The sequence below is a fragment of the Halorubrum vacuolatum genome (assembly GCF_900188065.1).
Classification (GTDB): Archaea; Halobacteriota; Halobacteria; order Halobacteriales; family Haloferacaceae; genus Halorubrum; species Halorubrum vacuolatum.
On record NZ_FZNQ01000001.1, the window covers coordinates 125,872 to 151,262 of the forward strand.

The 25,391-nt window shown below is 66.2% G+C and carries 16 protein-coding genes and 1 tRNA gene; 13 read left to right on the top strand and 4 right to left on the bottom strand.

Annotated features, from left to right (window positions below; translation table 11 throughout):
* Nucleotides 1-160 precede the first annotated feature (160 nt).
* Nucleotides 161-676, top strand: coding sequence for a small multi-drug export protein (locus CHB65_RS00670; protein ID WP_089383119.1), 516 nt, complete (start codon nucleotides 161-163; stop codon nucleotides 674-676).
* A 363-nt stretch (nucleotides 677-1,039) separates the two neighbouring features.
* Nucleotides 1,040-2,590: a methyl-accepting chemotaxis protein gene (locus tag CHB65_RS00675; RefSeq protein ID WP_089383120.1), complete on the top strand. Its 1,551-nt coding sequence runs from the start codon at nucleotides 1,040-1,042 to the stop codon at nucleotides 2,588-2,590.
* A 331-nt stretch (nucleotides 2,591-2,921) separates the two neighbouring features.
* On the opposite strand, the gene CHB65_RS17220 is transcribed toward CHB65_RS00675, so the two are convergent.
* The 3 genes from CHB65_RS17220 to CHB65_RS00685 form a co-directional block, all read right to left on the bottom strand.
* Nucleotides 2,922-3,095 (bottom strand) — tRNA-Trp (locus CHB65_RS17220).
* A 109-nt stretch (nucleotides 3,096-3,204) separates the two neighbouring features.
* Complete coding sequence (locus tag CHB65_RS00680; protein ID WP_089383121.1) at nucleotides 3,205-3,429, bottom strand: DUF5795 family protein; 225 nt, start codon at nucleotides 3,427-3,429, stop codon at nucleotides 3,205-3,207.
* 54 nt (nucleotides 3,430-3,483) lie between these two features.
* A complete protein-coding gene (locus CHB65_RS00685) occupies nucleotides 3,484-4,557 on the bottom strand; it encodes a DUF5794 domain-containing protein (RefSeq protein WP_089383122.1) in 1,074 nt (357 codons plus the stop codon).
* A gap of 490 nt (nucleotides 4,558-5,047) precedes the next feature.
* Here CHB65_RS00685 and CHB65_RS00695 point away from each other — a divergent pair, with 490 nt between their 5' ends.
* From CHB65_RS00695 to CHB65_RS00705, 3 genes are read left to right on the top strand one after another with little or no spacing between them, the layout of a single operon-like run.
* Nucleotides 5,048-5,293, top strand: a complete 246-nt coding sequence (locus tag CHB65_RS00695) for a YhbY family RNA-binding protein (protein WP_089383447.1) — start codon at nucleotides 5,048-5,050, stop codon at nucleotides 5,291-5,293.
* Entirely contained in the window at nucleotides 5,293-6,186 is an 894-nt protein-coding gene (locus tag CHB65_RS00700) for a mechanosensitive ion channel family protein (protein WP_089383124.1), read from the top strand. Before CHB65_RS00695 ends, CHB65_RS00700 begins: the two co-directional genes overlap by 1 nt.
* Before the next feature lie 21 nt (nucleotides 6,187-6,207).
* A complete protein-coding gene (locus tag CHB65_RS00705; protein ID WP_089383125.1) occupies nucleotides 6,208-6,555 on the top strand; it encodes a 2Fe-2S iron-sulfur cluster-binding protein in 348 nt (115 codons plus the stop codon).
* Nucleotides 6,556-6,577: 22 nt separating this feature from the next.
* Here CHB65_RS00705 and CHB65_RS00710 read toward each other — a convergent pair whose 3' ends face one another.
* Entirely contained in the window at nucleotides 6,578-8,254 is a 1,677-nt protein-coding gene (locus CHB65_RS00710; protein WP_089383126.1) for an acyl-CoA mutase large subunit family protein, read from the bottom strand.
* A gap of 229 nt (nucleotides 8,255-8,483) precedes the next feature.
* On the opposite strand from CHB65_RS00710, the gene CHB65_RS00715 reads away from it, so the two are divergent.
* The 8 genes from CHB65_RS00715 to CHB65_RS00750 all read left to right on the top strand — a co-directional run bounded on the left by CHB65_RS00715 (nucleotide 8,484) and on the right by CHB65_RS00750 (nucleotide 25,387).
* The gene (locus CHB65_RS00715) at nucleotides 8,484-13,457 is read left to right on the top strand and encodes a hypothetical protein (protein WP_089383127.1); all 4,974 of its coding nucleotides are present in this window, start codon (nucleotides 8,484-8,486) and stop codon (nucleotides 13,455-13,457) included.
* Nucleotides 13,458-13,459: 2 nt separating this feature from the next.
* Nucleotides 13,460-21,409 (top strand): DUF6603 domain-containing protein, encoded by a 7,950-nt coding sequence (locus CHB65_RS00720; protein WP_089383128.1) that lies wholly within the window; start codon nucleotides 13,460-13,462, stop codon nucleotides 21,407-21,409.
* An 88-nt stretch (nucleotides 21,410-21,497) separates the two neighbouring features.
* The gene (locus tag CHB65_RS00725) at nucleotides 21,498-22,163 is read left to right on the top strand and encodes an O-methyltransferase (protein WP_089383129.1); all 666 of its coding nucleotides are present in this window, start codon (nucleotides 21,498-21,500) and stop codon (nucleotides 22,161-22,163) included.
* A gap of 75 nt (nucleotides 22,164-22,238) precedes the next feature.
* Entirely contained in the window at nucleotides 22,239-22,565 is a 327-nt protein-coding gene (gatC, locus tag CHB65_RS00730) for an Asp-tRNA(Asn)/Glu-tRNA(Gln) amidotransferase subunit GatC (protein WP_089383130.1), read from the top strand.
* On the top strand, nucleotides 22,566-23,846 hold the full coding sequence (gatA, locus tag CHB65_RS00735; protein ID WP_089383131.1) for an Asp-tRNA(Asn)/Glu-tRNA(Gln) amidotransferase subunit GatA: 1,281 nt from the start codon (nucleotides 22,566-22,568) through the stop codon (nucleotides 23,844-23,846).
* A 54-nt stretch (nucleotides 23,847-23,900) separates the two neighbouring features.
* Entirely contained in the window at nucleotides 23,901-24,407 is a 507-nt protein-coding gene (locus CHB65_RS00740; protein ID WP_089383132.1) for a DUF5797 family protein, read from the top strand.
* A 168-nt stretch (nucleotides 24,408-24,575) separates the two neighbouring features.
* Nucleotides 24,576-24,812: a hypothetical protein gene (locus CHB65_RS00745; protein ID WP_089383133.1), complete on the top strand. Its 237-nt coding sequence runs from the start codon at nucleotides 24,576-24,578 to the stop codon at nucleotides 24,810-24,812.
* 113 nt (nucleotides 24,813-24,925) lie between these two features.
* Nucleotides 24,926-25,387 carry a hypothetical protein gene (locus CHB65_RS00750; RefSeq protein WP_089383134.1) on the top strand — a complete coding sequence of 154 codons (462 nt, stop codon included), beginning with the start codon at nucleotides 24,926-24,928 and terminating at the stop codon, nucleotides 25,385-25,387.
* Nucleotides 25,388-25,391: the final 4 nt, after the last annotated feature.

The following is a 25,391-nucleotide window of genomic DNA, read 5'->3' on the forward strand; positions in this document are numbered from 1 at the left end:
CCGGAGATGCCTGGGAATGATAATCGGTAACAGTTCGCGGCCGCGAACCGAAAGACGCCGATGTGACACGGACGATGATCGCGCGGCCACCGAGCGAACTGGCGGGGCCGATCGCGGTCGATGACGGAACGTCTATGCCCGACACGAACCGCAAAGAGGTATGGTCCCTCCAAGCGCGCTCCCGCTTTTTATCGACATCGGCGCGGCCCTCACGGATGCCGGCGGCCTACTCCAGTACGGGTTGGTCTTCCTGTTCGCCGCGTTCCCGTGGGTCGAGATTCTCGTCGTGATCCCGATCGCCATCGGCGTCGGGTTGGACCCCGTGGGCGTCGGGGTCGTCGCCTTCGTCGGCAACGCCGGGTCCGTCCTCGTGCTGTTGCTCGGCTACCGTCGGGTCAGCGGGTGGTGGGAGCGTCGACGGTCACGCGCCGAAGACGAGGAGGATGGCGAATCGACGAGTCGTCGCCGGAAGTGGGCGCGCCGGATCTGGGATCGATACGGCCTCCCCGGCCTGGCGCTCGCCGCGCCCGTCCTGACCGGCGTCCACCTCGCCGCGTTGCTCGCGCTCGCCGCCGGCAGCCGGGGTAGGGCGATCGCGGGGTGGATGACCGTTGGGATCGCCGCGTGGACGGTCGTGCTCGTGGCTGGATCGGCGTTTGGGGTGTCGTTGGTATAAAAACTACCTCGGGCGGTGGTCATCTTCGAGGGGAACGTCGCGATCCAGGAGGTGTTTCGATGTTCAATGGGCCAGCGAGCCTATTTATTCGGCTGATACAGCGACGACTTCGTGGATAATTCCAGAAATGGTCGACGAGGCTGCAACTACTGACGGTGATAACGTTATCAGCATTCTGAAAGCTGATGATGAATGTATTGTCTGGGTTTTCTCTGCGATTACGGCAAGGTAGTCCGTATTCAACTCTGAGTTTCCACACGCTATTTCCAATATCAGATATTTTGATATTAGGGACCATTATAATATTATCCCTCCCGATAATTGGGTGGGTAGGTTGATGCTATGGTTGTATATTTTTCACATATGGAGGGGTTATTCAACCGACTACTCATCGGCACAAGTAGTAATACTGAAGCGACAGCATCGAGCGATCAAAAAAATGCGTCCGTAGAGGAGACGCTCCAGCCGACTACCCCCGAGAGTCAGTCGGTTGAATGGAGTGATAGTTCCACGTCCGAACGGACACCGGACTCGCAACCACTCCAGCCAAGCTCAACCGACGGACTGGCCGACCAACCACCCGACAGTGGTCTACCATCGGAATACTTCGAGCTTGCTGAAGAGTACCGACAGTTGTCCGCCACCGAAGCACAGGTCGAACTTCAAGAACGAACCAAAGAGTTGAGGGCGATCACAAGAGCGAACGAACTGTTCGGGAAGCTCAATGAACCGGTTGAAAAACTGATCAAGACGTACGCTGCCGAACTCCCACAGTGGTTCCAGTACCCCAAAGTAACGGAGGCAAAGATTGTCGTTGGCGAGGCCGAAGCAACCTCCCATAGCTACGAGTCGACTGCCGATCCGATGCGACATTCGACGCGGACAGACAGCGGCACCGAAATTGTCATCGAGATCGTCTACACTGAGCCACGACCTGAAGAAGACGACGGGCCGTGGCTTAACGAAGAGCACGATCTGGTTGATACCCTCATGTCGTTCGTAACGAACTACTGCAACCAGTGGGAAAAACAAGAACAGATCGAAGCTGAACTCGAACGGCAAAAAGCAGTCGCTGTTGAAGTCGAATCAGGCGTCGAAGAAGCTCGGAAAACAGCCGATGACCTATCCCAGAGTGCCGAAGGAATCGCTGACCATGCTCACAACTCATCAGAATCAATGAAAGAGGTTGCTGCCGAGACTGAAGACATGTCGGCTACTGTCGAAGAGATCGCCTCGACAGCCGAGGAGGTCTCGATGATGAGTGAAAAAGCTGAAACGCTCGCCGAAGAAGGTGGCGAGGCTGCAACCGACGCGGTTGAGGGCATGGGTCGGATCGACTCATCGATCGAGGAGGTCACCGAAGATGTCGACGGCTTGCATAGTCGGCTGGAAAAGATCGATGCAATCGTTGAGGTAATCAACGATATCGCTGACCAGACAAACATTCTGGCGCTTAACGCCTCTATCGAGGCCGCTCGTGCTGGCGAAGCTGGCTCCGGTTTCGCGGTCGTTGCTGACGAAGTCAAATCGCTTGCCGGCGAGTCACAGGATCACGCGACCGAGATCGAGCGGCTGATCGAGGCGATCAAAGGCGAAGCCGATGAGACTGTCCATAGTCTTGCAGAGACAACTCGGGAGGTCGACGATGGAATCGAACAGGTTGAGGCCGCAATGAACACGCTCGAAGAGATAGAAACGGCGGTTCAGGAGGCTTCTGACGGGATTCGAGAGGTCTCGGACGCTACAGATGACCAGGCCGCATCGACCGAGGAGGTCGCTTCGATGATCAACGAGTTGGTTGAAGAATCAGAGTCGGTTGCTGCCGAAGTTCAGAGTGTGGCTGCCGCAAACGAACAACAGGTCAACTCGATTGAATCGATCGAGGAGACCGTCTCAGAACTCGTCGACGAGTAACGTTCGTCGAGGAGTCTATTTTTTATTACCTCAGTTGAGTTTTGACTAGAGTACAAAAAATACGCATCGTGTGTAAAGCTAAAGAATCTCATCGTTGCAACGAAATGCTTTTTCGAGCCGTTGCCTGCCTTGGCAGCTTTTCTCGCATATCGCGGCTTCATCAGCGTGCTTTCCGCGTTGGGCTCGGAGGTTAGTAGCGACTGTTGGCTTGTGGTCGCTTCGAAGGTTGTACAGATGTTGTCAGCGATCAATAACGGTCGCTGGCGCTCCCTGATTCAAATCCCTCCTCAGCACAGTTCCGTCGCTCGCGGGGTTGCTCGCGACGGAAAAATGGGGCCGGAGGGATTTGAACCCCCGATCGACTGATATCTCCGGTACGCCTCGGAACTCCAGAGGGTCGTCAACACGAGCGATGATCAGTCGCCCGCTCGGTATATCAGTCTGGAGTGTCGTCCCGGGCGTGGCCTCTGGAGTCAGTCGCCATGCCTGGCTTGGCCACAGCCCCGCTGTCTGCGGGCGAACCTAACGCAAACACCACTAAAGGGGTTTCGATCCGGGGCGATCGACGGACGTGAGCGCCACGACGGGGGCGCCCCCTCGTCCCCGCGACGAGGTCACTCCCGATCGTCGTCGCTCCAATCGCAGTCTTGGCATTTATATCCCGTCACGAACTCGGTCACGCTCGGCATGTAGCCGACTTCGATGACGTCGCCGTCACACTCCGGACACGGGCGATCCGCATCGGTGATGTCCTCCGTTTCGAGAACCGGGGATCCCTCGATCAGCTCCGCGAGCGTTCCCGGCGTCACCATCCGTCCCTGCACGACGCGATTTGACATACTTGCCGAAGGGGCGAGAGGGCCTAAAGCGACACGGCTCCACGGCCGCGCCGATCACAACCACGGCGCACGCGAGTCGCCGTCATCGAACGGGTCACGCCGGTCGTCGTCCGCCCCCTCGTCGTCGTCCGAGATCTCGCTTTCGCTTCCATCGGACGCCTCGTCCCCGCTCGCTGCAGCGGTCCCACCGTCACCCGCCGCCGTAGCCGACACGTCAGGACGTGCCGAAGCCGGCGTGTCCGCGGGCACATCGCGGGACTGGACGGCCGAAGCGGGCACATTCGATCCGGATTCGATGTCCTCGCGGATCTCGTCGGTCGCCACGTCGCCGGCGAGGTCGTCGTCGGAGTCATCGTCATCGTCGTCCGCGTCGCCGGGGGCGCCGATCCCCTCGGGATCGGGGTCATACGCGAACAGCGCGGTGACCGCGAGCACGGCGAGCGCGATGGGCGCTTCCGTCTGCATGACGCCGACGGGGCGCAGGAGGATCGGAAGCGCGAGGACGCCGAGCGCGACCGCCGAGCCGAACCGGAAGCGGTCGATGTCGACGCGGCCCTTCAGCTGCGGCGAGAACGCAGCCACGGCGAGCGCGAAGCCGACGCCGATGCTCGCGGCGGCGGTACCCGGGACGACGTACTCCGTCGAGGTCTGCAGCGAGAGACCCGAGGGATCGAAGCTCGCGATGAGTCCCAGACCGATGATGACCGCGGGGCTCGGAAGGTACTTGCCGAACTCCGAACTCGCCGTCTTCGCGGCGATGGCGAGGATGACGAGCCCGGCGAAGCGCTCGAAGATCTCGAGGTTCAAAAAGCCCTCAAGCGTCGGCGCGAGCGCGGCCTCGACGGCCGCCACCGGGATGATCACCGCCCCGATGAGCAACACGGAGGTCATCATCTCCTTTCGGGTGCCGTCCATCTCCGCGAGGATGACCGCCATCGTGGCGGAACCGCCGAAGATGAGGATCCCGGTCTCGACCACGCCGGTCGGCGTCGCGAGGACGCCGGCGACGACGAGCGCGGGGAAGATGCCGTCGATGAGCGGCAGCGCCATGACGGTCGCGAGGAGCTTCGTCGCGCCGCCGACGCGTTGCTCGAGGCGAAGCGCGATCGGATGTCGTGAGACGCTCATCTACCGTCTTTGACCCTGACCAACGGGTAAGCGGCGGGAGGCGGGCGACCCACGATAGCCGTGGAGGCGGCGTGCGGAGTCGGACCACCGAGTCCGACGAGCCCCTGTAAATTTGGACGTATTGCCGAATGTAAAGCGGGCGCCGAGCTGGATGGTCGGCTGACCGGCAATACGCACGTCAATGGAGCTGTCGGAGTCCATATGAGGAGTATATCACCGGCTTTGATTAAACTTTGTGTGAGGACTGCCCGCACACCACGAGCACATTGTATCCGACATTTATAAACACGGGTGTCGATCCCACGGTTAAGTCGGCTTTTGATCGAACACCCATCGAACCAACTCGATCGATAACCGTTTTTGACGGATGCATTACCAGGGGACGGTCTCCGGATCGGTCGTCCACGTGGTTCGGAAACGGCGTCACCACGACCCGGCCATCCTCGCCGCGAATCTCAAGGTTCAATGTGCCGGGGCCGTTCCACGGGGTATGAGCGACCAGCAACTCCGCAAGGAGGCACACGACCTCGACGTCACGGTCTGGGTCGGGAAAGGCGGCATCGAGGCGGTCACCGAGGAGCTCAAAGATCAACTACAGGACCGGAAGCTAGTCAAAGTGAAATTCCTCAGGGCGGCCCGTGGGGGGACCACGACCGACGAACTCGCCGCCGAACTGGGTGAGGCCGTCGGGGCGGACCTGATCGAGACGCGCGGGAACACGGCGGTGTTCCACTGATGCTCGGCGGTGGGGGTCCCGGACAGATCGCCGCGGCCGAGAACGTCCTCGCGCCGTTCCTCGGCGACGCCGCCGGGCTCGTCGTCTCGGCGGCGACGTTCATCGTCGTCTTAACTGCGGTGTATGTCCTCAACAAGAGCGTCTTCAACCCGCTCATCGAACGGCTGCTCGAACGACAGGGGTTGGAGGAGCACGCACGCCGCCCGCTCAACAAGATAGCCACGTTCCTCGTCCTCTTCGCCGGGCTGACCGTCGCGTTCGGGGCGGCCGGCTACGACGACTTCCTCCGCTCGCTCGCGACCATCGCGGCGGCCGCGACACTCGCGGTCGGTTTCGCGTTACAGGACGTGATCCGCAACTTCGTCGCGGGGATCTTCATTTACACCGACAAGCCGTTCAAAATTGGCGACTGGATCGAGTGGGACGACAACGTCGGCGTCGTTGAGGACATCTCGTTCCGGGTGACGCGCGTGCGCACCTTCGATAACGAACTGCTCACCGTCCCGAACCACACGCTCACGGCCGGCGTGGTGAAGAACCCGGTCGCGAAGGACACGCTCCGGCTACGCGTCGTCTTCGGGATCGATTACGAGGACGACGTCGACCACGCCACGGAGATCATCATCGATGAGGCTGAAAAACACGAGGCGATCCTCGAAGAGCCCGCCCCGTCGGTTCGGTTTAACGAGCTGGCCGACTCCTACGTCGGGCTCCAGTCGCGCGTGTGGATCGCGAACCCGTCACGCTCGGACTTCATGCGGACGCGTGCGGAGTACATCGCGGCCGTCAAGAAGCGGTTCGACGCGGAGGATATCACCATCCCGTTCCCCCAGCGCACCGTCTCCGGACGCGACTCCTGGGAGGAGCCGAGCGCCTTCGGCGGCGAACCCTAAACACGAGGGATCACCGACCGCATGTCCGACGAGACGATTCCCGTCCGTGTCCGCGACCAGGATGGACTGGAGACGACACTCACGGTTGCGCCCGGAACGGTCCTCCGCGACGCGCTGGTCGCGGGCGGCTTCGAGGTGTACGGCACGCTTTCGAGCCGGCTCAACTGCGGCGGCAACGGCCTCTGTGGAACCTGCGGGGTGCGCGTCGATCCGCCACCCGAGCCGACACGGTTTCACGACACCGCGGCGGCCCGGTTCGGCTATCCCCGGCTCTCATGTCAGATCGTCGTTGAGGAGCCGATCACGGTCGAGATCCCGTCGAAGATACTGTGGGGACAGCTGTTGCCGAGGCGATCGAAGGAAGAGTAGAGGGAGACAGCTCCCGCCGATCTCACCGGTTCGGCGTATATTCGCCGAACTCCTCCCGGAGGACGTCACAGATCTCCTGTACCGTCGCGTACGCCTTGACGGCCTCGATGATCGGTGGAAGGAGGTTCTCGTCGCCGGTCGCGGCCGAACGGATCGCCGCGAGGGCGGCGTCCACCGCCTCGCTATCCCGGTCGGCTTTGACGGCGGCTAGTCGGTCGCGCTGGGCGGCCTCCTGTGCGGGATCTACCTCCTCTATGTCCATCGCCGGTTCCTCATCGACGGTGTGCTCGTTGACGCCGACGATGATCCGCTCACCCGCTTCGATCTCGCGCTGGCGTTCGAAGGCGACGTCCTGTATCTGCCGTTGGACCCACTGACTCTCGACGGCCGCCAACGCCCCGTCGCGGCGGTCGATCTCCTCGATGATCTCGAACGCCTCCGCCTCGATGTCGTCCGTGAGGCTCTCGACGTAATACGAGCCCGCGAGCGGGTCCATCGTGTCCGCCGCACCCGACTCGTGGGCGAGGATCTGCTGGGTGCGCAACGCGGTACGAACGGACTGCTCGGTGGGTAACGCGAGCGCCTCGTCCTTGCCGTTGGTGTGGAGGCTCTGGGTGCCGCCGAGGACCGCCGCGAGCGCCTGATAGGCGACCCGAACGACGTTGTTTTCGATCTGTTGGGCCGTGAGCGTCGAGCCCCCGGTCTGGGTGTGGAACTTGAGCTGTTTCGATTTGGGGTTCCCGGCGTCGAACCGTTCGTCCATAATCTGTGCCCACATCCGCCGGGCCGCACGGAACTTCGCCGCCTCCTCCAGGATGTTGTTGTGTGCATTGAAAAAGAAGGAGAGCTGTGGAGCGAAGGCGTCGACGTCGAGGCCGGCGTCGAGGGCCGCTTCGACGTATTCGATCCCGTTCGCGAGCGTGAACGCGACCTCCTGAGCCGCCGTCGAACCCGCCTCACGGATGTGATACCCCGAGATGGAGATCGTGTTGAAGCTGGGTACCTCGGCCGCACAGAACGCGAAGATGTCGGTGATGAGCCGCATCGACGGCTCCGGCGGGTAGATGTAGAGGTTGCGGGCGATGTACTCTTTCATAATATCGTTCTGGATCGTCCCGCGCAACTCCTCGCGGTCGACGCCCTGTTCGTCGCCCATGGCGACGTACATCGCGAGCAACACGGCGGCGGGCGCGTTGATCGTCATCGACGTCGAGACGGAATCGAGCGGAATCCCGTCGAAGACCGTCTCGAAGTCGTCGAGCGTGTCGATGGCGACGCCCGAGCGTCCCACCTCGCCCTCGGCCATCGGGGCGTCGGAGTCATAGCCCATCTGGGTGGGGAGGTCGAACGCCATCGAGAGCCCCGAGGAGCCCTGATCGATCAGATACTGAAACCGCTCGTTCGTCTCCCTTGCGGTCCCCATCCCCGCGTACTGCCGCATCGTCCAGAGTCGCCCGCGGTGCATCGTCGAGTAGACGCCTCGCGTGTAGGGCTCCTCGCCCGGGAAGCCGACGTCCTCACGGTAGTCGTGATCGGCGAGGTCCGCCGGCGTATACAGGGGGGAAACGGTCCGGCCGCCGGTGTCCGTGGTGAACGTCTCGGCACGCTCCCCGAACCGATCGACGGTGGGGGCGTAGGTCTCCTCCTTCCACGACGCACGCGCCTCGCGGATCCGCGCCAGTTCCTCGGGATCGAACATCACTGATCCGGTTGGCCGAGCGAGGCTTAAGTGTGGAGGTCGCGGGGGGATACGGAAGCGACGGCCCAGGGTCGGTTCGACGGTTGCCCATAGAATTAAGTGGTTAGTCAATTAAATGAAAAAGTGTAAAGTAAACAACAATCGGTGTTCTCCGAACGGCAGGTGAGGTAATAGGTCCGCGGCGGTGAACCGGTGTCTGTCCACCGGAGATGCCGCCCATGGACCACCAATGTCACGGCTTGCGTTACAATCGATCGGCGTCGACGGCGAGGTACAGCCACGTTCCGAATATCCATCCCTGGCGAACGGCATTCACCTTCGATGGGCCTTCCCACCCCACCACGGGTTCCCACCCGGCGGATACTACCTGTTGAGACGGGGCCATCGAGAGCCCGGCGCCACCGACGCGTTGCTCTCGGCGGCGCTCGATCACGACCCGGAAGACCCGCTCGCGGCCGCCGAGACGTCCGAGGGACATCGGTTCGAGTTCGAAGATCACGCCCGCATCGAGACCGTCACCGACGACCAGAACGCCGTCGGGCTCTCGATAAGCGGCGTCGAGCCGTTTCGGATCGACGTTCCCGACCCGGCCTTCCGCGTCGATGTCTCGGTCGGGACCGAGGTGCTCCGCGATAGCGTCACCGTCCGGGCGTTCACCGACGGGCGGGTCGTCGACGAAGCGACGACGAAGGGCGGGACGGTCTCGCTCGCGGGGGATCGGATCGACGCGATCGACTGTGTCGGCGCCCATCCGAAAGTCGATCCCGTCTTCGTCTCCGAGATCGCGGCGTATCTGGTGACGGAGAACCTGCGGGGGAGATGGCAACTGCTCCACCGGACGCCGATCCGACTGCCGGTCGCACACGACGACTACGGCGACGACGACGCGCCCGCCACCATCGAGGCGGCACGCCGGCTCGCGACCGATCGGATCGCGTACGGTGACCCCGCACGGCTTACGGCGGACCCCGATCCGGAGCCGGGCCCCGGAACGGTGACCGTCACAGCGGGGTCGCCGTACGTCTTCGCGCCGGGTCTCCGGTCCGATGCAAACGTGGTCGGCAGGAACCTCCACGTTCACGGCGACGACACCGCCTACGGGATCGCAGCCATCGGCGCCGCCACAGCGGGGGGCGCACGCCTCGTCCTCAACCGGCCGTATCGCGGACAGAGCGGGGCCAACCGGGCATACGAGGTTCGCAACGACGAGTTCGCCGCGCTCCACGATACGCTGTCGGTCCTCGTGGACGGGAACGGCGGCGGCGGGAGCGGCGGTCCGCCGGTCGGGGGAATGGGCAGCCGGACGATGCCCGCATTCGAGGACCCGGGCGGGGTGGCCTATCGCAACGGTGACCCGTCGACCATCTACGGGGCGGGGGTGGACTGGGCGTCCGAAATGGCTGGCTCCCGGATCCGCTTCGCGACCGGGGCCGTTTCGGGGATGGCGGCCGTACACGGTCGACCACTCCTCTTCGGCGCCGAAACCGGGCTGGACGAGTCGTTCATCGGCGACCACGTCCGCATCGGGGCGGAACGGGAGCTGTATCGGATCGTGGATCTCACCCACTACGACATCCCGGAGGCATCCTTCGAGATCTGTCTGCTCGATCGACCGGTGAGCGGCCCGCACTACGGCGACACCGTCGCCTGTGTCACGTTCTCGTCGGTGACACACCGGATCGAGTCCGTCGACCCGGCTCAGAGCACCCTCCAACTCGAACACGACGCGCTGGGACTCCGTGACGGGCTCCCGCGAGGATATCTGGTCCATCCGGATGCGCCCGACGGCAGCCACGGATCGATCCCCCTTCAAAACCCGCTCGACACCGTGCTGACGGCGGCGACCGATCCCGCCGCGGCACAGGCGCTCGGGCTCTACTGGGTCGACGACGCCGTCGACCCGAACGGGAGCTATGATTACCTGATCGTCGCCGATCACGGCGAGGTGATCCCCTCGACCGGCGTCGGTGCGGGGATGGTGATCAACGAGCTCGTCTCCTCGATGACGACGCCGAGGCTCGACTGGTACGTGGCGTTCGACGTCGGCGGGGGTGACGAATCGGCGCTCCCGTCGCCGGCGGATCCACGGGTCTTTTCGCTACCGGCGACGGCGGAAACCGAGAACACCGTCGGCCTCCGCTGGGCGATGGCGGACGACTCCGAGGGCGCGAGGAGCGATGCGGCAGCGACACCCATCAAATACCACCTGTGGCGGTGGGAGGGAGATAACGGGGCGGACGTGCCGGCGGAACTCGACGCGTACGACCCGATCACGGCGGCGTCCGCCGACGAGTTCCTCGATGGGGCGATGCCGATCCTCGCGACGAACCCGGACGATTCCCCGGCCCTGACGCCCGAGGATTGGCCCGACGAGCGCATGCACGCAATCGAAACCGGGCTGGCCGACGGCTGGTACAGTTACCGAGTGGTCGGCGTCGACGTCTTCGGCCGGTTCAGCGAGCGGAGCGATCCCGCGACGTGGTCGACGAACGACCCGATCGAATCGGCCGATTCACCACACGCACAGCAGGCGATCGAGGTGGTGAGCGACCGTTCGCCGCCCCCGCCGACAGCGATCGAGGCGGCCGCGCTCGACCCGGCGGCTTACAGCGAGGACCTTCTGGGTCTCGACGCCGACGAGATCCCACCGAACCCGGACATCAGACAGGACGCGACCTACCGTTCGTGGCGGGCGGCGAACCCGTCGGAGACCGGACTCCGGGTTCGGTGGTGCTGGCCGGAGGAACACGCCGACATCGCGCCTGACGTCGCCGAGTTCGACGTGTACGTCGCGCCCGGACGGCGAAACACGCACGTCGGCGAGATCACCGGGGTGACCGCGACAACGACCGGCTTCGAAGTGACCGTCGACGTCGGCCTCGATGGCGCCGAGCCGGCGGTGTTCGCGGGGACGACACTCGTCGTCGCCACGGCGGCGTTCCCGGTCGAGTCGGCAGTCGCGGTCGATGACGGGATCGAACTGACGGTTCGACCACCTATCGAGCGGAACGGTGCGGCCACCGACGGCGGACAGAACATCACCGACGGCGGACAGAACATCACCGACGGCGGGCAGGCCGAATCCGTCGCGGATGCGCTCGTCACGGACGACGGGTTCGTGACGATGTTTCCGGCGGGTGATGTCGGCCCACTCGAGGTCTCGATCACGGAGCCCGAGGTGGGCGATCGGTGTTCGCTCGTCGTCCCGCCGGCGTACACCGAGGGAACCGTCACCGTCGACGCCGCCGAGACGACGGAGATCGATGGCACCACCGGAACCGTCGTGACGGGCCACCGCACCGAGTGGAACGAGTCGCTCGAGGGGCGGAACTTCAGAACCGTCGACGACGACGTGGCCTACGAGGTCGCAGGCGTCGAGGGACCGACGGAGCTCGTGCTCGATCGGCAGGTCGAGTCCACGACGCCCGGATCGTATCTCCCATATCGGATCGCGCATCCGCTCTGGACGGACGGGACCGACCCGGGCGCGTGGGGGGATCCGGTCGGGACGATCGGGTTCGACGACGCGGACGCGACGATCGGTACGGACGGGCTCGGAGGAATCGACCCGGGAACGACCGTCTATGAGACGATCGTTTCCGCGCCGGAGAGCGACGAGGGCGAGGCGTTCGCCCCGTCGCTTTCGGTCCCGACGGTGTATGCGGACGTGACCGTCACGGCATCCGACGGGTCGGGGAACGAGAGCCCGGTCGACGGCACCGCGACCGTCGCGCGCGTTCATCGCGAGACGCCGGATTCCCCGAGCGGGCCGACGATCGAGGTGGACTTCGAGCGGGCCACCCACCCGGATTACGACGGCGAGTCGGCGTACACCGTGAGGTGGGAGCCGCTGGACGGCGGCGACGCCTACGGCTATCACGTGTTCCGCGCGCTGGATGAGACGCTGTTCGCGACCGACCTGGAACGTCGGGTCGCCGCCGAGGATGAGGATGGTGATCTGGGCGACGGGCTTCCGCTCGACGCCGACGACGAGCGGTTCTTCCCGCCGGCGCTTCGCGGGTCGGACGGGTCGGACGAGCGTGACACGATCGTCGAAGCGTTGCAAACGTTCGATGCGCACGCCAAAACGATCGATAAAGCGGAGGACGACGAGGCGGCGGCCGACGCGAGGGCGGCCGCGATGGCGGACTACCGCGCCCTTCGCGAGGCGGTCGATCCGTCGACGGATGACGCAACCGAAAGCGAGGCGACCGAAGGCACCGACGCCGAGGCGTTACGGCCGGCGATCCTCGCGACGCTCGCGGCGCTGCCCGGCAACGAGACCGCCTTCTCCCAGCGAACCGACTCGGCGCTCGTCCCGAGCGAACACGACGACCGCGTCGGCCCCGACGGCGACGCGGCGTACGACCCCGACGACGACCTGTGTGCGTGGGTCGATCACTTCGACGGCGTCGCCCGGAACTGCTATCTCTACCGGGTCGGCACCGTCGACGACGCCGGCAACCGCAGCGACGCCCGCGAGGACGACGGGACCCCGATGAGCTACCCGACGATGCCGGTGAAATCGCCCGCGGTGGTCCCCCCGCCGACGCCGCGGATCGTCGACGTCGGCGCGGGCCACCCGGATGAGGACGTCGACGGCGACCGGATGATCACGCTCCGGATCGAGGGCGTGACCGGCCCCGCCGTCGATCACCTCCTCGTGTATCGCACGGAGGACGCGGCGGCGGCCGACGACCTCCGTTCGATGGCGGGGCCGGAGACGGTCGTCCCCGAGGAGGACGGGATCATCGCCGAGGACGACACGCATCTCCTGTGGGTCGAGACGGACGTGGAGCCGTTCACGACGACGTACTATCGGGTCGTCGCCGTGAGCGAGGCCGGCATCCACACGAAGCCGACGCCGCCCGTCTCGGGGCAGGCGTTCGACCGATCGCCGCCGGAGACGCCGTCGTGGGAGACCGAGGATCCAGCCGTCGACGACGATGGCGACGTGACCCTCGCGTGGACACCCGCGGGCGACGCGGGCGACCTGATGTATCAGGTGCAACGCCGCCCAGACGACTCGGATGACGACGAACCGGATGACGACGGCCCCGACTGGCGAGCGATCGGGCCGTGGACCCGGGACACGGCGGTCACGGATAGGGGACGGGACCCGGATGGAACGTACGACTATCGCCTGCGTGTCAAGGGGGCGACCGGCGGGATGAACGATGACCTTGAGCTGAAGGGGGTGTGATCATGGGAGCGACACAGACGACGGCCGAACCGGTGGACGAATGGATCGAAGATCAGCTGCAGGATATGACCGACGTGCCGGCGGACACGTTGCCGGAGTTTCTCGGAAACGTCGCCATCGACGACGCCGACGTCTCCGATGACGTCGCGAGCGCGACCCTCGTGATCGACGGCTACCCGAGCCTCTCGGTTCCGGGAAGCGCCGGCGTCGAGTTCTTCCTCGGCGAGCCGGAGGTTTCCACCGCCGAGATCGACGTCTCGCTCGTTCTCGAAACCGAGTGGGCACTCGCCATCGAGGGGATCGAACTCACCGCCCGCGTCGACAACGGGGTGTTGCGCCCCGCCCCGGCGGATGACGGCACCCGCGCCGATCACGTCGAGTTCACGACCGAAGTCGACATCACCCTCGATCACACCTGGGAGTTCGGGATCGAGGGGTTCGAGGGCGTGGACATGACGCCGGCCGAGATCGCCAAAACGGGGATCCTCATCGAGGCCAGCGACATCGTCCTCGACGTCTCGCCGACGGAGCTGTCCCCGGCGATCGCCGACCACGACGAGTTCGACGACGCATACGTCGACGAGGGATTTGTCGGCCTATTCATCGGCGACGCGAGCGTCTCGTTCCCGGAGTCGTGGCCGCTCCCGGCGGAGCTCACGCTACAGGGAGCCACTATCGGCTCCGGCGGCTTCTCCGGCGTCATCGCCTACGAGCCGGCCGATCTCACGTTCGACGACACGACCAACGAATACACCGGCGAGGCGGCCGCGACCCTCGGGGACTTCTCGTTCGGGATCGACGCCGTGCAGGTCGAGTTCGTCCAGACGGCGCTCTCGACGTGTTCCGTCTCGGGTGAACTCTTCTTGCCGTACGTCGACCAGCGCGTTGCCGTCGATCTCGGCTTCGATATGGAGGGCAGGCTCGCGGTCGAACTGACCGACCTCATCGACGCCGACGAGCCAACCGACGGGCCGTCCGGCGATCTCGTCACGATCGAAGTGGCGGAGGCGTTCGCGTTGGACGTCGACGGCTTCGGAATCGTCGTCAGTGCCGAGACGTTCGCACTCTCCGTCTCGGGGACGGTTCGTCCGCTCTTCGACGCGGTCGATCTCCCCGACGTCGAGGTGGACGACCTCACGATCAACGACGACGGAACGGTCGATTACGACGACAGCTGGATCGACGTGCCGGATCAGGGCGCGACGGAGCTCGAGGGGATCGAACTCGAGGTGTCGAAGTTCGCCGTCGGGACCCGCGACGACGGCTGGCGCTACCTCGCGTTCAGCGGGGCCATCAGCATCGTCGAGGGGATCCCCGCCGGCGCATCGGCCGACGGACTCCGCGTCGCGTGGGACCCGAGCGGCGAGAACGACCCGACGGTCAGCTTCGATGGGATCGGCATCGAGTTCACGATCCCGGACACCCTCGCGTTCAAGGGGACCGTCGCCTACGACGGCGAGAACGGGAAGTACTACGGCGACATCGACCTCGACCTGATCGCGTTGGACACCTCGATCTCGGCGACGCTCATCGTCGGCGAGGAAAAGGACGCGAGCGGACAATGGTTCACGTATCTCGGTGTCTCCATCGACGCCTCGCTGCCGGTCGGGATCCCGCTGTTCTCGACCGGACTCTCAATCTACGGGATGGGGGCGCTCTACGCGCACAACATGGAGCCGGACCGTGGAGATAAGGAGTGGTACGCGTTGAGCGGCGAGAAAGAGGAGAGCTGGTATCACGCGGGCAACGAGCCCGGCGTCGACGACCTCAACAATCAGTGGGCTGCCAAACGCGGCGGCTTCGGGTTCGGCGCCGGGGTCAATATCGGAACGAGCTCGGACAACGGCTTCGCGCTCACGAGCGACCTCCTCCTGGTGATCGCGTTCCCCGGCCCCGTGATCATGTTGGAGGGACGTGCCGATTTACTCTCACCCGGGGAGGAGATCGACTCGGAGGGGAGCCTGCGGACGCTCGCGGTGCTCGATGGCGACGCCGGCGATCTGACCTTCGGGATCGACGCCCAATACACCAAGGCGTCCGAGAACACCACCTTGATCGACATTCGGGCCGGAGTTGAGGCGTACTACGACTTCACGGACCCGAGCGCCTGGTATCTCAACCTCGGAAGACGCGACCCCGAGGACGACCGGGTTCGTGCGGAGCTGTTGGTCTTCTCCGCGGACGGCTACTTCATGCTCAACGCGGACCGCGTCGCGACCGGCGCGCGCGTCGGCTACGGGGAGGACTTCTCCTTCGGGCCGCTCGCGGTCGATTTCGAGGCGTTCATCGAGGGGCACGTGCTGGTGAGCTGGCAGCCGACCCACTTCTCCGGGGCGGTCGAGCTATACGGCGCCATCGAACTGTCGGCGTTCGGGATCGGCGCCTCGATCACCGCGAGCGCCGCGCTCGCCGCGGAGGCGATCGATCCGTTCCACGTCCACGGAGAGGTGAGCGTCGAGCTGGGCACGCCGTGGCCACTCCCGGATCCCGAAGCGACCGTCTCGCTCGAATGGGGCCCGACCCCGGAACCGCCGGAGGTGCCGGCACCGCTTTCGGGCGTCGCGCTGGGACACGAGCGGGTGACGACGCGCTGGCCGTTGCCGCGCGCCGGACAGGTCGATGAGGTCGGAGACGGCGCGTACACGGAGGCCCTGCTCGAACCGGACTACGCCACCGCGGACGCGGGAGGCGAGCGGCTGCTCGGGTACGACGGCGACCTCCCGTCGCCACCGGAAGATGACGACAAGGGTCCGGCTGATCCGCCGCGCGTCCCCCCGGACGTCCGGCCGGAGCTCACCTTCACCACGGGCGTCGTCGACGACGGCGACGTCGGCGTGAACGCCTCGACGAGCGACGCGTGGACGGTCATCGGCGACCCGGAGGACGGCGGCCCCGTCGAGGCCAGATATCTGCTTCAGGACGTGTCGCTGCAGCGATGGAGCGAGTCGGAAGATTCGTACGTCGACGAGGGACCGGTCTACGGGTCGTGGGCACCGTTGCCCGACACCCGGATCGGCGCTGGCGGCGCGCCGAGCGACGACGGCACCCCGCCGGTCGCGAACACGAAGCTCCGCCTCTGGTCGGTCAACCCGTACGACTACGGGCGTGATACGGGCGGCGCGTGGGAGGAAGGGATCGACCGGCTTCTCGGCTCCTATCCCTGCTACGGCGACGGGCGGTGTTTCCCGCTTGCGGGCACCGCCATCGGCGAGGAACTCACCCGCGAGCTGGAGGGCGAGGAGTTCGACGGCGAGCGGATCACCCACGAGGACGACGGATGGCCGCAGTTCCTCCGGGAGGTCGACGAACTCGACGCGCCCCCGGAGGTATCCCCGGCCGAAACCGAGGCGGGTTTCATCGAGGCGCTGCGCTATCTCGGGCCGAACAGGAAACACGATCCCGAGGACCTGACGGAAGTCGTCGTTGGCCTCGACGGATACAGGCGGTCGGTCGAGCTGACCCTCGTCGTCAGCCGAGGAAACACCCGCCTGTCGGCGACGGCGCTCGGGTATGAGGGCGAGAGAAAGGGAAGCACCCCGATCGATACCCGTGATATCCGGTCGGCCCCCGAATTTCTCACCGGCTCGGTGGAGGAGGAGGCCTTCCGGGAGGTCGAGGTCGATCCGCCGACGTCGGCTCCCTTCGAGCGACGGACGGTGACGTTCACCGCGGACGGGGGGATCAGCCACGTCCTGATCCGCTCGACCGGGGCGTTTGGCATCGTCGAGGTGTGTGAGGCGACGGTCCCGATCGATGCGCTGGGTGCCGACGGGGTAGAGGGTCCCGCTCACGTCCGCGATGAACTCGTGCGCTGGTCCGAGGAGCCGACCGTGCTCGAACCAAACGAGCGCTATCGGCTCGTGATCGACACCGTCGCCGAGGCCCGGGGGATCGACGGGGAGCCGCTTTCGGAGTTCGAACACCGCTGGCCCGACGGGGACGGGACGATGACCGAAATGGCGTACTTCGAGACCACCGGCCCGCCGGCGCTCGCCGACGTGAGCCCGCCGTTCGGGGCCGACGACCAGGAGGAGGGTGGCTCGGACGCGTTCGGGACGCTCGAACGATACGTCGAGTCCACGGTCCCGGAAAGCGTCGTCGCCGACGGCGAACGGCCGAGCGTCCCCCGGCCGGTGTATCGCGGCTACGACGTCGGCGTCCGGTTCGCCGAGGCATACGTGGAGTCGCTGTACGCCATGGCGCGGCGTGACCTCCGATTGCAGCTGTACGACGAGGACGACCGGCCGGTTCGGGACGTCGACGGACGGCTCGGAACGGCGCGAAACCCGTGGGCAAAGGCGGGGACACACGCGCTCGAACGCCACGATCGGACGTGGCTCTCGCGCGTCGCGGAGGCCTGCGGCGGCATCGAGGAGGAGACGCTCCCCTACGAGGACGTCCTCGCGGACGACGACCCTCGATGCGTGCTCGATCCGGACACGACCTACGAGGCGCGACTCGTCCCGGCGCTCATCCGGGAACCGTTCGATACCGACGGGGACCGCTGGAGCGGCGGCGACGGAGAAGCCATGGTGACACACGTCGGTCACGACGGTGCGTCGGGCGAAAGCGCCTCGGTCGTCTCCGAGGATACAGACGCCGACGAGGCCGTCGTGACGCTCGAAGCGCTTGAGGAGGGCGACCTCGACGACATCACCCCGGAAAGCGACACCGTTCGGTTCCGGGGCGACAAACGGCGTGCGGACGGGACGTACGTCATCACGGCCGTCGACGAGGACGACGATGCGACGGTGACGCTCGACGGCGTACCCGACCTCGCGGACGACGACCGGACGTGGCGGGTGGCTCCGACCGGCCACCTTCGGATCGACGACGGTGACGGAACCGTCGACGTGACCATATCCCTCGAGTCGGCTCCGGGATCGACGGCCCCCACTACATGGGACGACTACGTGCTTCGCACGAACGTCCGGTTCACGGACGCGGCCGAGGGGGTCGCCGGCGCGGTGGTACGGTATGACCCCGACGCTGGGACCGGCTATCGGTTCGAGATCGACGCGGACGACGACGAATACCGGCTGATTCGGATCGACGCGGACGCCTCGGAGACGTTGAAGACCGAGCCGTCCCCGTCGATCGAGGCGGGGATGGACGCCGATATCCGGATGCAGGTCATCGGCGGCACGATCGACGTCTTCGTCGACGACGAGCCGACGATGTCCGTCATCGAGGCGGAGCCGCTTCCCGCGGGCACGGTCGGGATCCATGCGATGGACGTCCCGAGGATCGACGTCGCCGAGGTGTTCGTCGAGGACTTCCGAACCGGCGGTGCGAGTCCCGTCGCCTACCGGTTCCCGTTCACCACGTCGCGGTTTTCGAACTTCGTCCACCAGCTCCACAGCTTTCCGGACACCGCGTGGACCGCCGATGGCGGGGCCCTCGCCGCGATGCTCGACGGGGACGACGACGTGCCGGACGTGACGGCGGCGGCAACGTCGCTGCCCGCGGACGATCCGGAGCCACCCGGGGGGATGGAGGCGCGGGCGTACGACGCCGTGGAGGAGGCGCTCGCGCCCGGGGTGACGCCACCCGTCGACGGCCTCGATGCGACGTGGCTGACGGCGGACGACGGGCCGGTCGGCCTGCTCGTCCGGTCCCCGGAGCCGATAGATTGGGACCGGACCACCGGAGAACTCGGCTGTGCGGCCGAGCCGCTGTCAGCGCCACAGCCGCCGGAGGTGACGAAGGTTACCGAGGTCCGGTTCGAGGGCGAAAACGACGGGGGGACGGGGTCGACCGACGGCTCCGTGGAGGTACTCTTGGACCGGCGGATAACGCCGGAGGGGTACGTCCTCGAACGCCGGCTGCCCGGTGGTCGGGGCTTTGCGCCCGACCCCATGGGTGACGGGTTCGAGGAGCGGTTCCCCGAGACGTTCGAGGGCGACGTCTATCGACAGATCCCCGGCCCCGAACCCGGCGAACTGCCCGATATCCCGTTCCCACAGGACCTGATCGAGTGGGACGGGGACGAGCCGCTCGTGCCGGGGCGCGAGGATCCGATACTCGAGGAGGAGGAAAGCGAAGAGCAGTTGACCGAGGTCGAACCGATCGACGACGACCGGATATCCGGGCTCGCGGCGCGCGTGTCCGAGACGTTCGACCGGTACGACATCGACGTGTCGGTTTCGGAGGACGATCCGCTGACGGCGCTGGAGGCCACCACCGTCGACGACGAGCTCGTGGCCGACCTCGATCTCAGCGGCGAGGAGTACGAGCTGCTCGAACGGCAGGCCGCCCGCATGGCCGACCGCACCACGATCGATGCCACGTCGGGGACGACGGTCAGGACGGTGGACGGCGCGGAGCGAACGGTGGACGGCGCGGAGCGAACCGTCGACCTTGAGCGCCTCGCGGCCGTCACGTCGGAGGGGGCCACAGCCGGCGATCCGGACGCGGAGTGGTTCATCGATGAGGACGGTCTGTCGGCGGAGACCGAGGGGTGGACCGGTTTCGTCCGCCCCGCGGGGACGACCCCGACCGTCTGGGAGACGACGGTCGCGCTCGGATCGTCGGCCACCGCCGGACTGCTGTTCCGCGTGCGCGATGAGACCCATTACCTCGCCGCGGTGCTCTCCACCGGCGACGAACGTGTGTCGCTGCGACGCCGAGACGGCGACGGCGCCGAGACGGTACGGGAGGTGCCGCTCCCGGATCGAGACGGTGCCGACGAGGCCGATGAGAACGGTGCCGACGAGGACGGGACACGCGCTTCCGAATACACCCTTCGCGTTCGTGCGGACAGCACGACCCTCTGGGTGAGCGTCGACGACGTCCCGCTTTTCGGCGTCGAAGACACGTTCCTCGAGGGCGACGCCGCGGGCGTGTTCACGGACGGGGACGACGCGACGTTCACGTCGCTGTCGGCCAACGACGACGCCGACGTCGGGCGGCTGTTGAAGGACGCCTTCACGGCGGACGACCCGGTCGATTCGGAGTACGTCTCCGGCGAGGAGACGGTCGGCGACTGGCGGGTGGTCGATGAACCGCCCTACACGATCCGGCACTCGATGTGGCGCACCCGCGATGGGACCTTGGAGCAGGTGAGCAACCTCTACGGCTTCGTCGGCAACCGGTATCGCGAGCCCGGAACCTACGCCGTGACCGGCGACGAGAACTGGAGCGATTACCGGGTCGCCGTTCGGCTTCGATCCGAGGACGACGACGCCATCGGCGTCATCGTCAGATACCGCGGCGACGGGGAGTACTACCGCTTCTCGATGGATCACGAGCGGAAATATCGCCGACTCGTCCGACGCTCCGGCGGGACGACCACGGTGCTCTGGGAGGACGACGAACGCTACGAGCTCGGCCGCGAGTACCTCCTCACGATCGACTGTGTCGGCGACCGGATCGTCGGCCATCTCGACGGCGAACGGCTGTTTTCGGTGACCGATCCCGTGATCGACACCGGGAAGATCGGCGTCTATTGCCGGGCGAACGTGGGCGCCCGGTTCGAGGACGTACGCGTCACCGCCCCCGGGGGCGGATGGGTCCCATACCACGTCTTCGAGGCCGACGTCGCGTTCCCCGCGGGATCCCGGATCCGGGTCGCCGACGATCCGCCGGCGGACGACGCGCTTCCGGTCGGCGTCTACGGCCGTGAACGAAACGGCGCCGACGCCGGTCAGCTCCCGGAGACGCCGACCGACTTCCGGATCCGCGACCCGACCGGTGCGATCGGCCATCGTCGCGTGTTCCTCCCGGAGGAGGCGTATGAGCCGTGTGCCGACGTGCCCGTCCTCCGCAACACGGACGGGACGGGACTGTTCCTCCTCACGGCGGGGCTCCCGAGCGACACGACGGCGACCCGGCTCTCGATGACCTATCGCAGGGCGCTCGAGGACGACGTGCTGACGCAGCACGGAAGCGACGAACCGGAGACGACCGGCGTCACCGTTCGTGTCCCAGCGGACGGCGACGAGGGGGAGTGAGTCGACGGCGGCGCAGGCCGTCCGCTTTCCTGTTGCATCAGTGCCCGAACACGACCGTTTGAAGCGTGTCGGAGCCGAGTGACCGCTCATGAACGTCCTTCCCGATCACACCGCACGGTTTCTGGCGGCCACGGCCCCGGACCACACCCCGGTTCAAGCGGAGATGGCCGACCTCGCCGAGGAGTGGGACTTTCCGATCATCGGCGCGGAGGCGGGGGCGGTGCTCCGTCTGCTTGCCCGACTGACCGACGCCGAGCGCGTCTTCGAGTTCGGCTCCGGGTTCGGCTACTCCGCGACGTGGTTCCTCCGCGGCGGGGCCGAATCCGTCGTCTGTACCGAGTTCGACGAGGAGGAGGCCGAACGGGGCGTCACGTTCGCGACCGAGTACGGCTACGACGACGCCGTCACCTTCGAGATCGGCGACGCGATGGGGACGATCGAGCGCTACGACGGTCCCTTCGACATCGCCCTGATCGATCACCAGAAGTCCCGATACGTCGACGCGTTCGAGGCCGTGAGGCCGAAGCTCCGATCCGGCGGTGTCGTCATCGCGGACAACATCGCTTCCGGTCCGATCGACTTCGACGCCCTCGTGCGCCACGTCACCGACGGCGACCCCCTCCCTTCGGTCGATGACGACGCCCAAACCCACGGGATCGGGAGCTACGTCGATCACGTGACCGATGACCCAGCCGTGGAGACGGCGATCCTGCCGGTCGGGTCCGGGATCGCGGTGTCGACGGTCCGCGGGTGACCCACGGGTGACCCGCAATCGACGGATGACCGCGCGTTCCGAAACCCTTACTCCCGGCCCGGAACACCCTCGGGTATGAGCGAAACGCCCGAATCCGACGCGGATACCGCGGACACCGCCGCCGCCGCGGCCGCCGCCGTCGACGCCGAGGAGGTCCGACACGTCGCCGAACTCGCCCGGGTGAACCTCGCTGACGACGAGGTCGACCGGTTCGCCGAGGAGTTCGCCGATATCCTCGACTCCTTTGCGGCCCTCGATGAGGTGCCGGAGACCGAGCGCGACGAGGATCTTATCAACGTGATGCGCGCCGATGAGGTCCGCGAGGGACTCACCCAGGAGGAGGCGCTCGCGAACGCCGCCGAGACCGAGGACGGCTTCTTCAAGGGACCGAAGGTGTCGTAGATGGCAGTCGATCACAACGTCTTCATCACGGAGGAGTCGATCGAGGGCGAGACGGCGGGCCCGCTCGCCGGGAGGACGATCGCCGTGAAGGACAACCTCTCGACGGCCGGCGTGCGGACGACCTGCGGATCGGAGATGCTCGCCGACTACGTGCCACCCTACGACGCGACCGCCGTGACGCGCGTGACGGACGCGGGTGCGACGATCGTCGGCAAGGCGAACATGGACGAGTTCGGGATGGGGACGACGACCGAGACCTCCGCGTTCGGCCCGACCCGAAACCCCGCCGATCCCGAACGGGTCCCCGGCGGCTCCTCCGGCGGCTCGGCGGCGGCGGTGGCCGCGGGCGAGGCCGACCTCGCGCTCGGCTCCGACACCGGCGGTTCCGTCCGCTGTCCGGCCGCGTTCTGTGGCGTCGTCGGGATCAAGCCGACCTACGGGCTCGTCTCCCGCTACGGGCTCGTCGCCTACGCGAACTCCCTCGAACAGATCGGCCCGATCGCGAACACCGTCGAGGACGCCGCGACCCTGCTCGACGTCATCGCCGGCCCGGACCCACACGACGGAACGACCCGCGAGGCGGGTGCGGACTCGGACTACGCCGCGGCCGCCGACGGCGACGTGGACGGCATGACGATCGGGGTCGTTACCGAGCTCTTCGACGGGGCCGACGAGCGTGTCGTCGAGACGGTCGAGGCCGCCATCGCCGACCTCGAAGCCCGTGGCGCGGAAACCGTCGAGGTCTCGTTGCCCTCGCTCGAATACGCGGTGCAGGCGTACTACGTGATCGCGATGAGCGAGGCCTCCTCGAACCTCGCACGGTTCGACGGGGTTCGATACGGCCACCGCGGCGAGAGCGACGGGAACTGGAACGAGTCGTTCGCGGAGACGCGCGAGGCGTTCGGCGCGGAGGTCAAACGGCGGATCCTGCTCGGGACCTACGCGCTTTCGGCGGGCTACCACGACGCCTACTACGCGAAGGCGCAGGACGCCCGCGCGTGGATCAAAGCCGACTTCGATGACGCCTTCGAGTCGGTCGACGCCATCGCCTCGCCGACGATGCCCGTCCTCCCGTTCGAACTCGGCGAGAGCCTCGATGACCCGCTTCGGATGTACCTCGCGGACGCGAACACGACGCCCGTGAACCTCGCGAACCTCCCCGCGATCTCCGTACCGGCCGGGACCGCCGACGGCCTCCCGGTCGGGCTGCAACTCGTCGGGCCGGCCTTCGGCGAGGAGACGATCGTCCGGGCGGCGAGCGCGGTCGAGGACGCCTTATAAACGGACGCCAACGACATTCGCAACGACCATACCGACCGACGTGAACGCGTACCTATGGGGCTGACCGAAGAGGAGTTGGATCGACTTGCCGACGTGGTTCGCCTTCAGCCGACGAAGAACGCGGAGTTGATCGAGGCGTGGGGCGTCGAGAGCGGGAGCGAGGTGCACTCGTATCTGGAGAACCACTTAAAAGAGTACTACTATCGCGACGACGACAGCCTGATCCGTGCGACGGCGGAGGCGAACGACCTCGTCGACGTCGAACCCGGGATCGAAGCCGACGAGGTCGCCCGCGGCGGCGTTCCGAGCGTGATCCGGGTCCCGGAACTCGAAGCACGGGTGTTCGAGGTCGTCGCGGGCCCCGAGGATCGCTCGGAGTCCGTCGTCAGCGTCCTCACGAAGCTCCGTGAGACGTACGGCGTCGACCCCGAGGCCGGTGAGGTCCGCCGCGCCCTGCAGAGCCTCCGTCGAAAGAACGTCGTCGAGGTCGTCTATCGCACGGTGCCGACCTTCCGGTTGGCCGTCGAGCGCGACGACGTCGAGGTGGAGATCGCGGAGTGAGCGGAAACGGATGACAGGGGGACGGATGACGGGAGGACGGACGACGGGAGGACGGATGACAGGGGGACGGATGACGGGAGGACGGATGACAAGGGGACGGACGACGGGAGATCGGACCGTCACCGGACCCCATCGGTTTTAAAAGGCTCCGGGCGATACGGAGTGTATATGCCAACGTTCGAGCTGAACCTGTCGGATGACGTCTACGCGGAGTTTCAACAGCTTGCCGACAGCGAGTTCGTCTCCGAGGAGCAGGCCGCGGAGGAGCTGATCTCATCGGGTATCGAGGCGTACAACATCACCGTCGTCGACGAGGACCCGCACGACGAGATGCTGGACGGCGCGGAGAACAACATGTTCGATACCGCACAGGACCCGGGCAGTATCGAGGACGACCGCTTATAAACACCGTCGGATTTTCCGCTTCGAGTCAACGATCGCAACCCGCCACCGATGCGCCGTCCCGCCGGAGCACGCCGACGGAAAGCCTTTGTCGAAGGCGATGAACGTGGCGGTAGATGTCAACCCGACCCGCACGAACACACCTGTTCGGGAACGGCTCGCGGGGAGCGCTGCCGTTCGTGGCGGTCGGGGCCCTCATCGGCGTCCTCTCCGCCGGCTTCGTCGTCGGGATCGTTGATCTCGGTGTCTCCCTGGCCGTAGGCGGGGTCGCCCTCGCTCTCGCCGTCGCGAGCGGCGCGGCGCGGGGCGGACTCCTTCCGACCGTCGGGGCGCTCTGGATCTTCGCCGTCTGGTGGTTCGTCTTTCCGCCGATGGTCGGCTTGCTCACCGGCAACTGGGAGACGGGGTCCCGATACACCTATCCCCGATTTCTCGATTACGGATACGCCTCCGCGGCCGCCGAGGTACGCGGCGGCATCGAACAGGGGGTCACGAACGGGGTCGTTCTCGCCGCGCTGCTCGGAACGGGCGGCTATCTCCTCGGCACGGTCGGCGCGTGGATCGCGGTTCGGCGCTGATCGT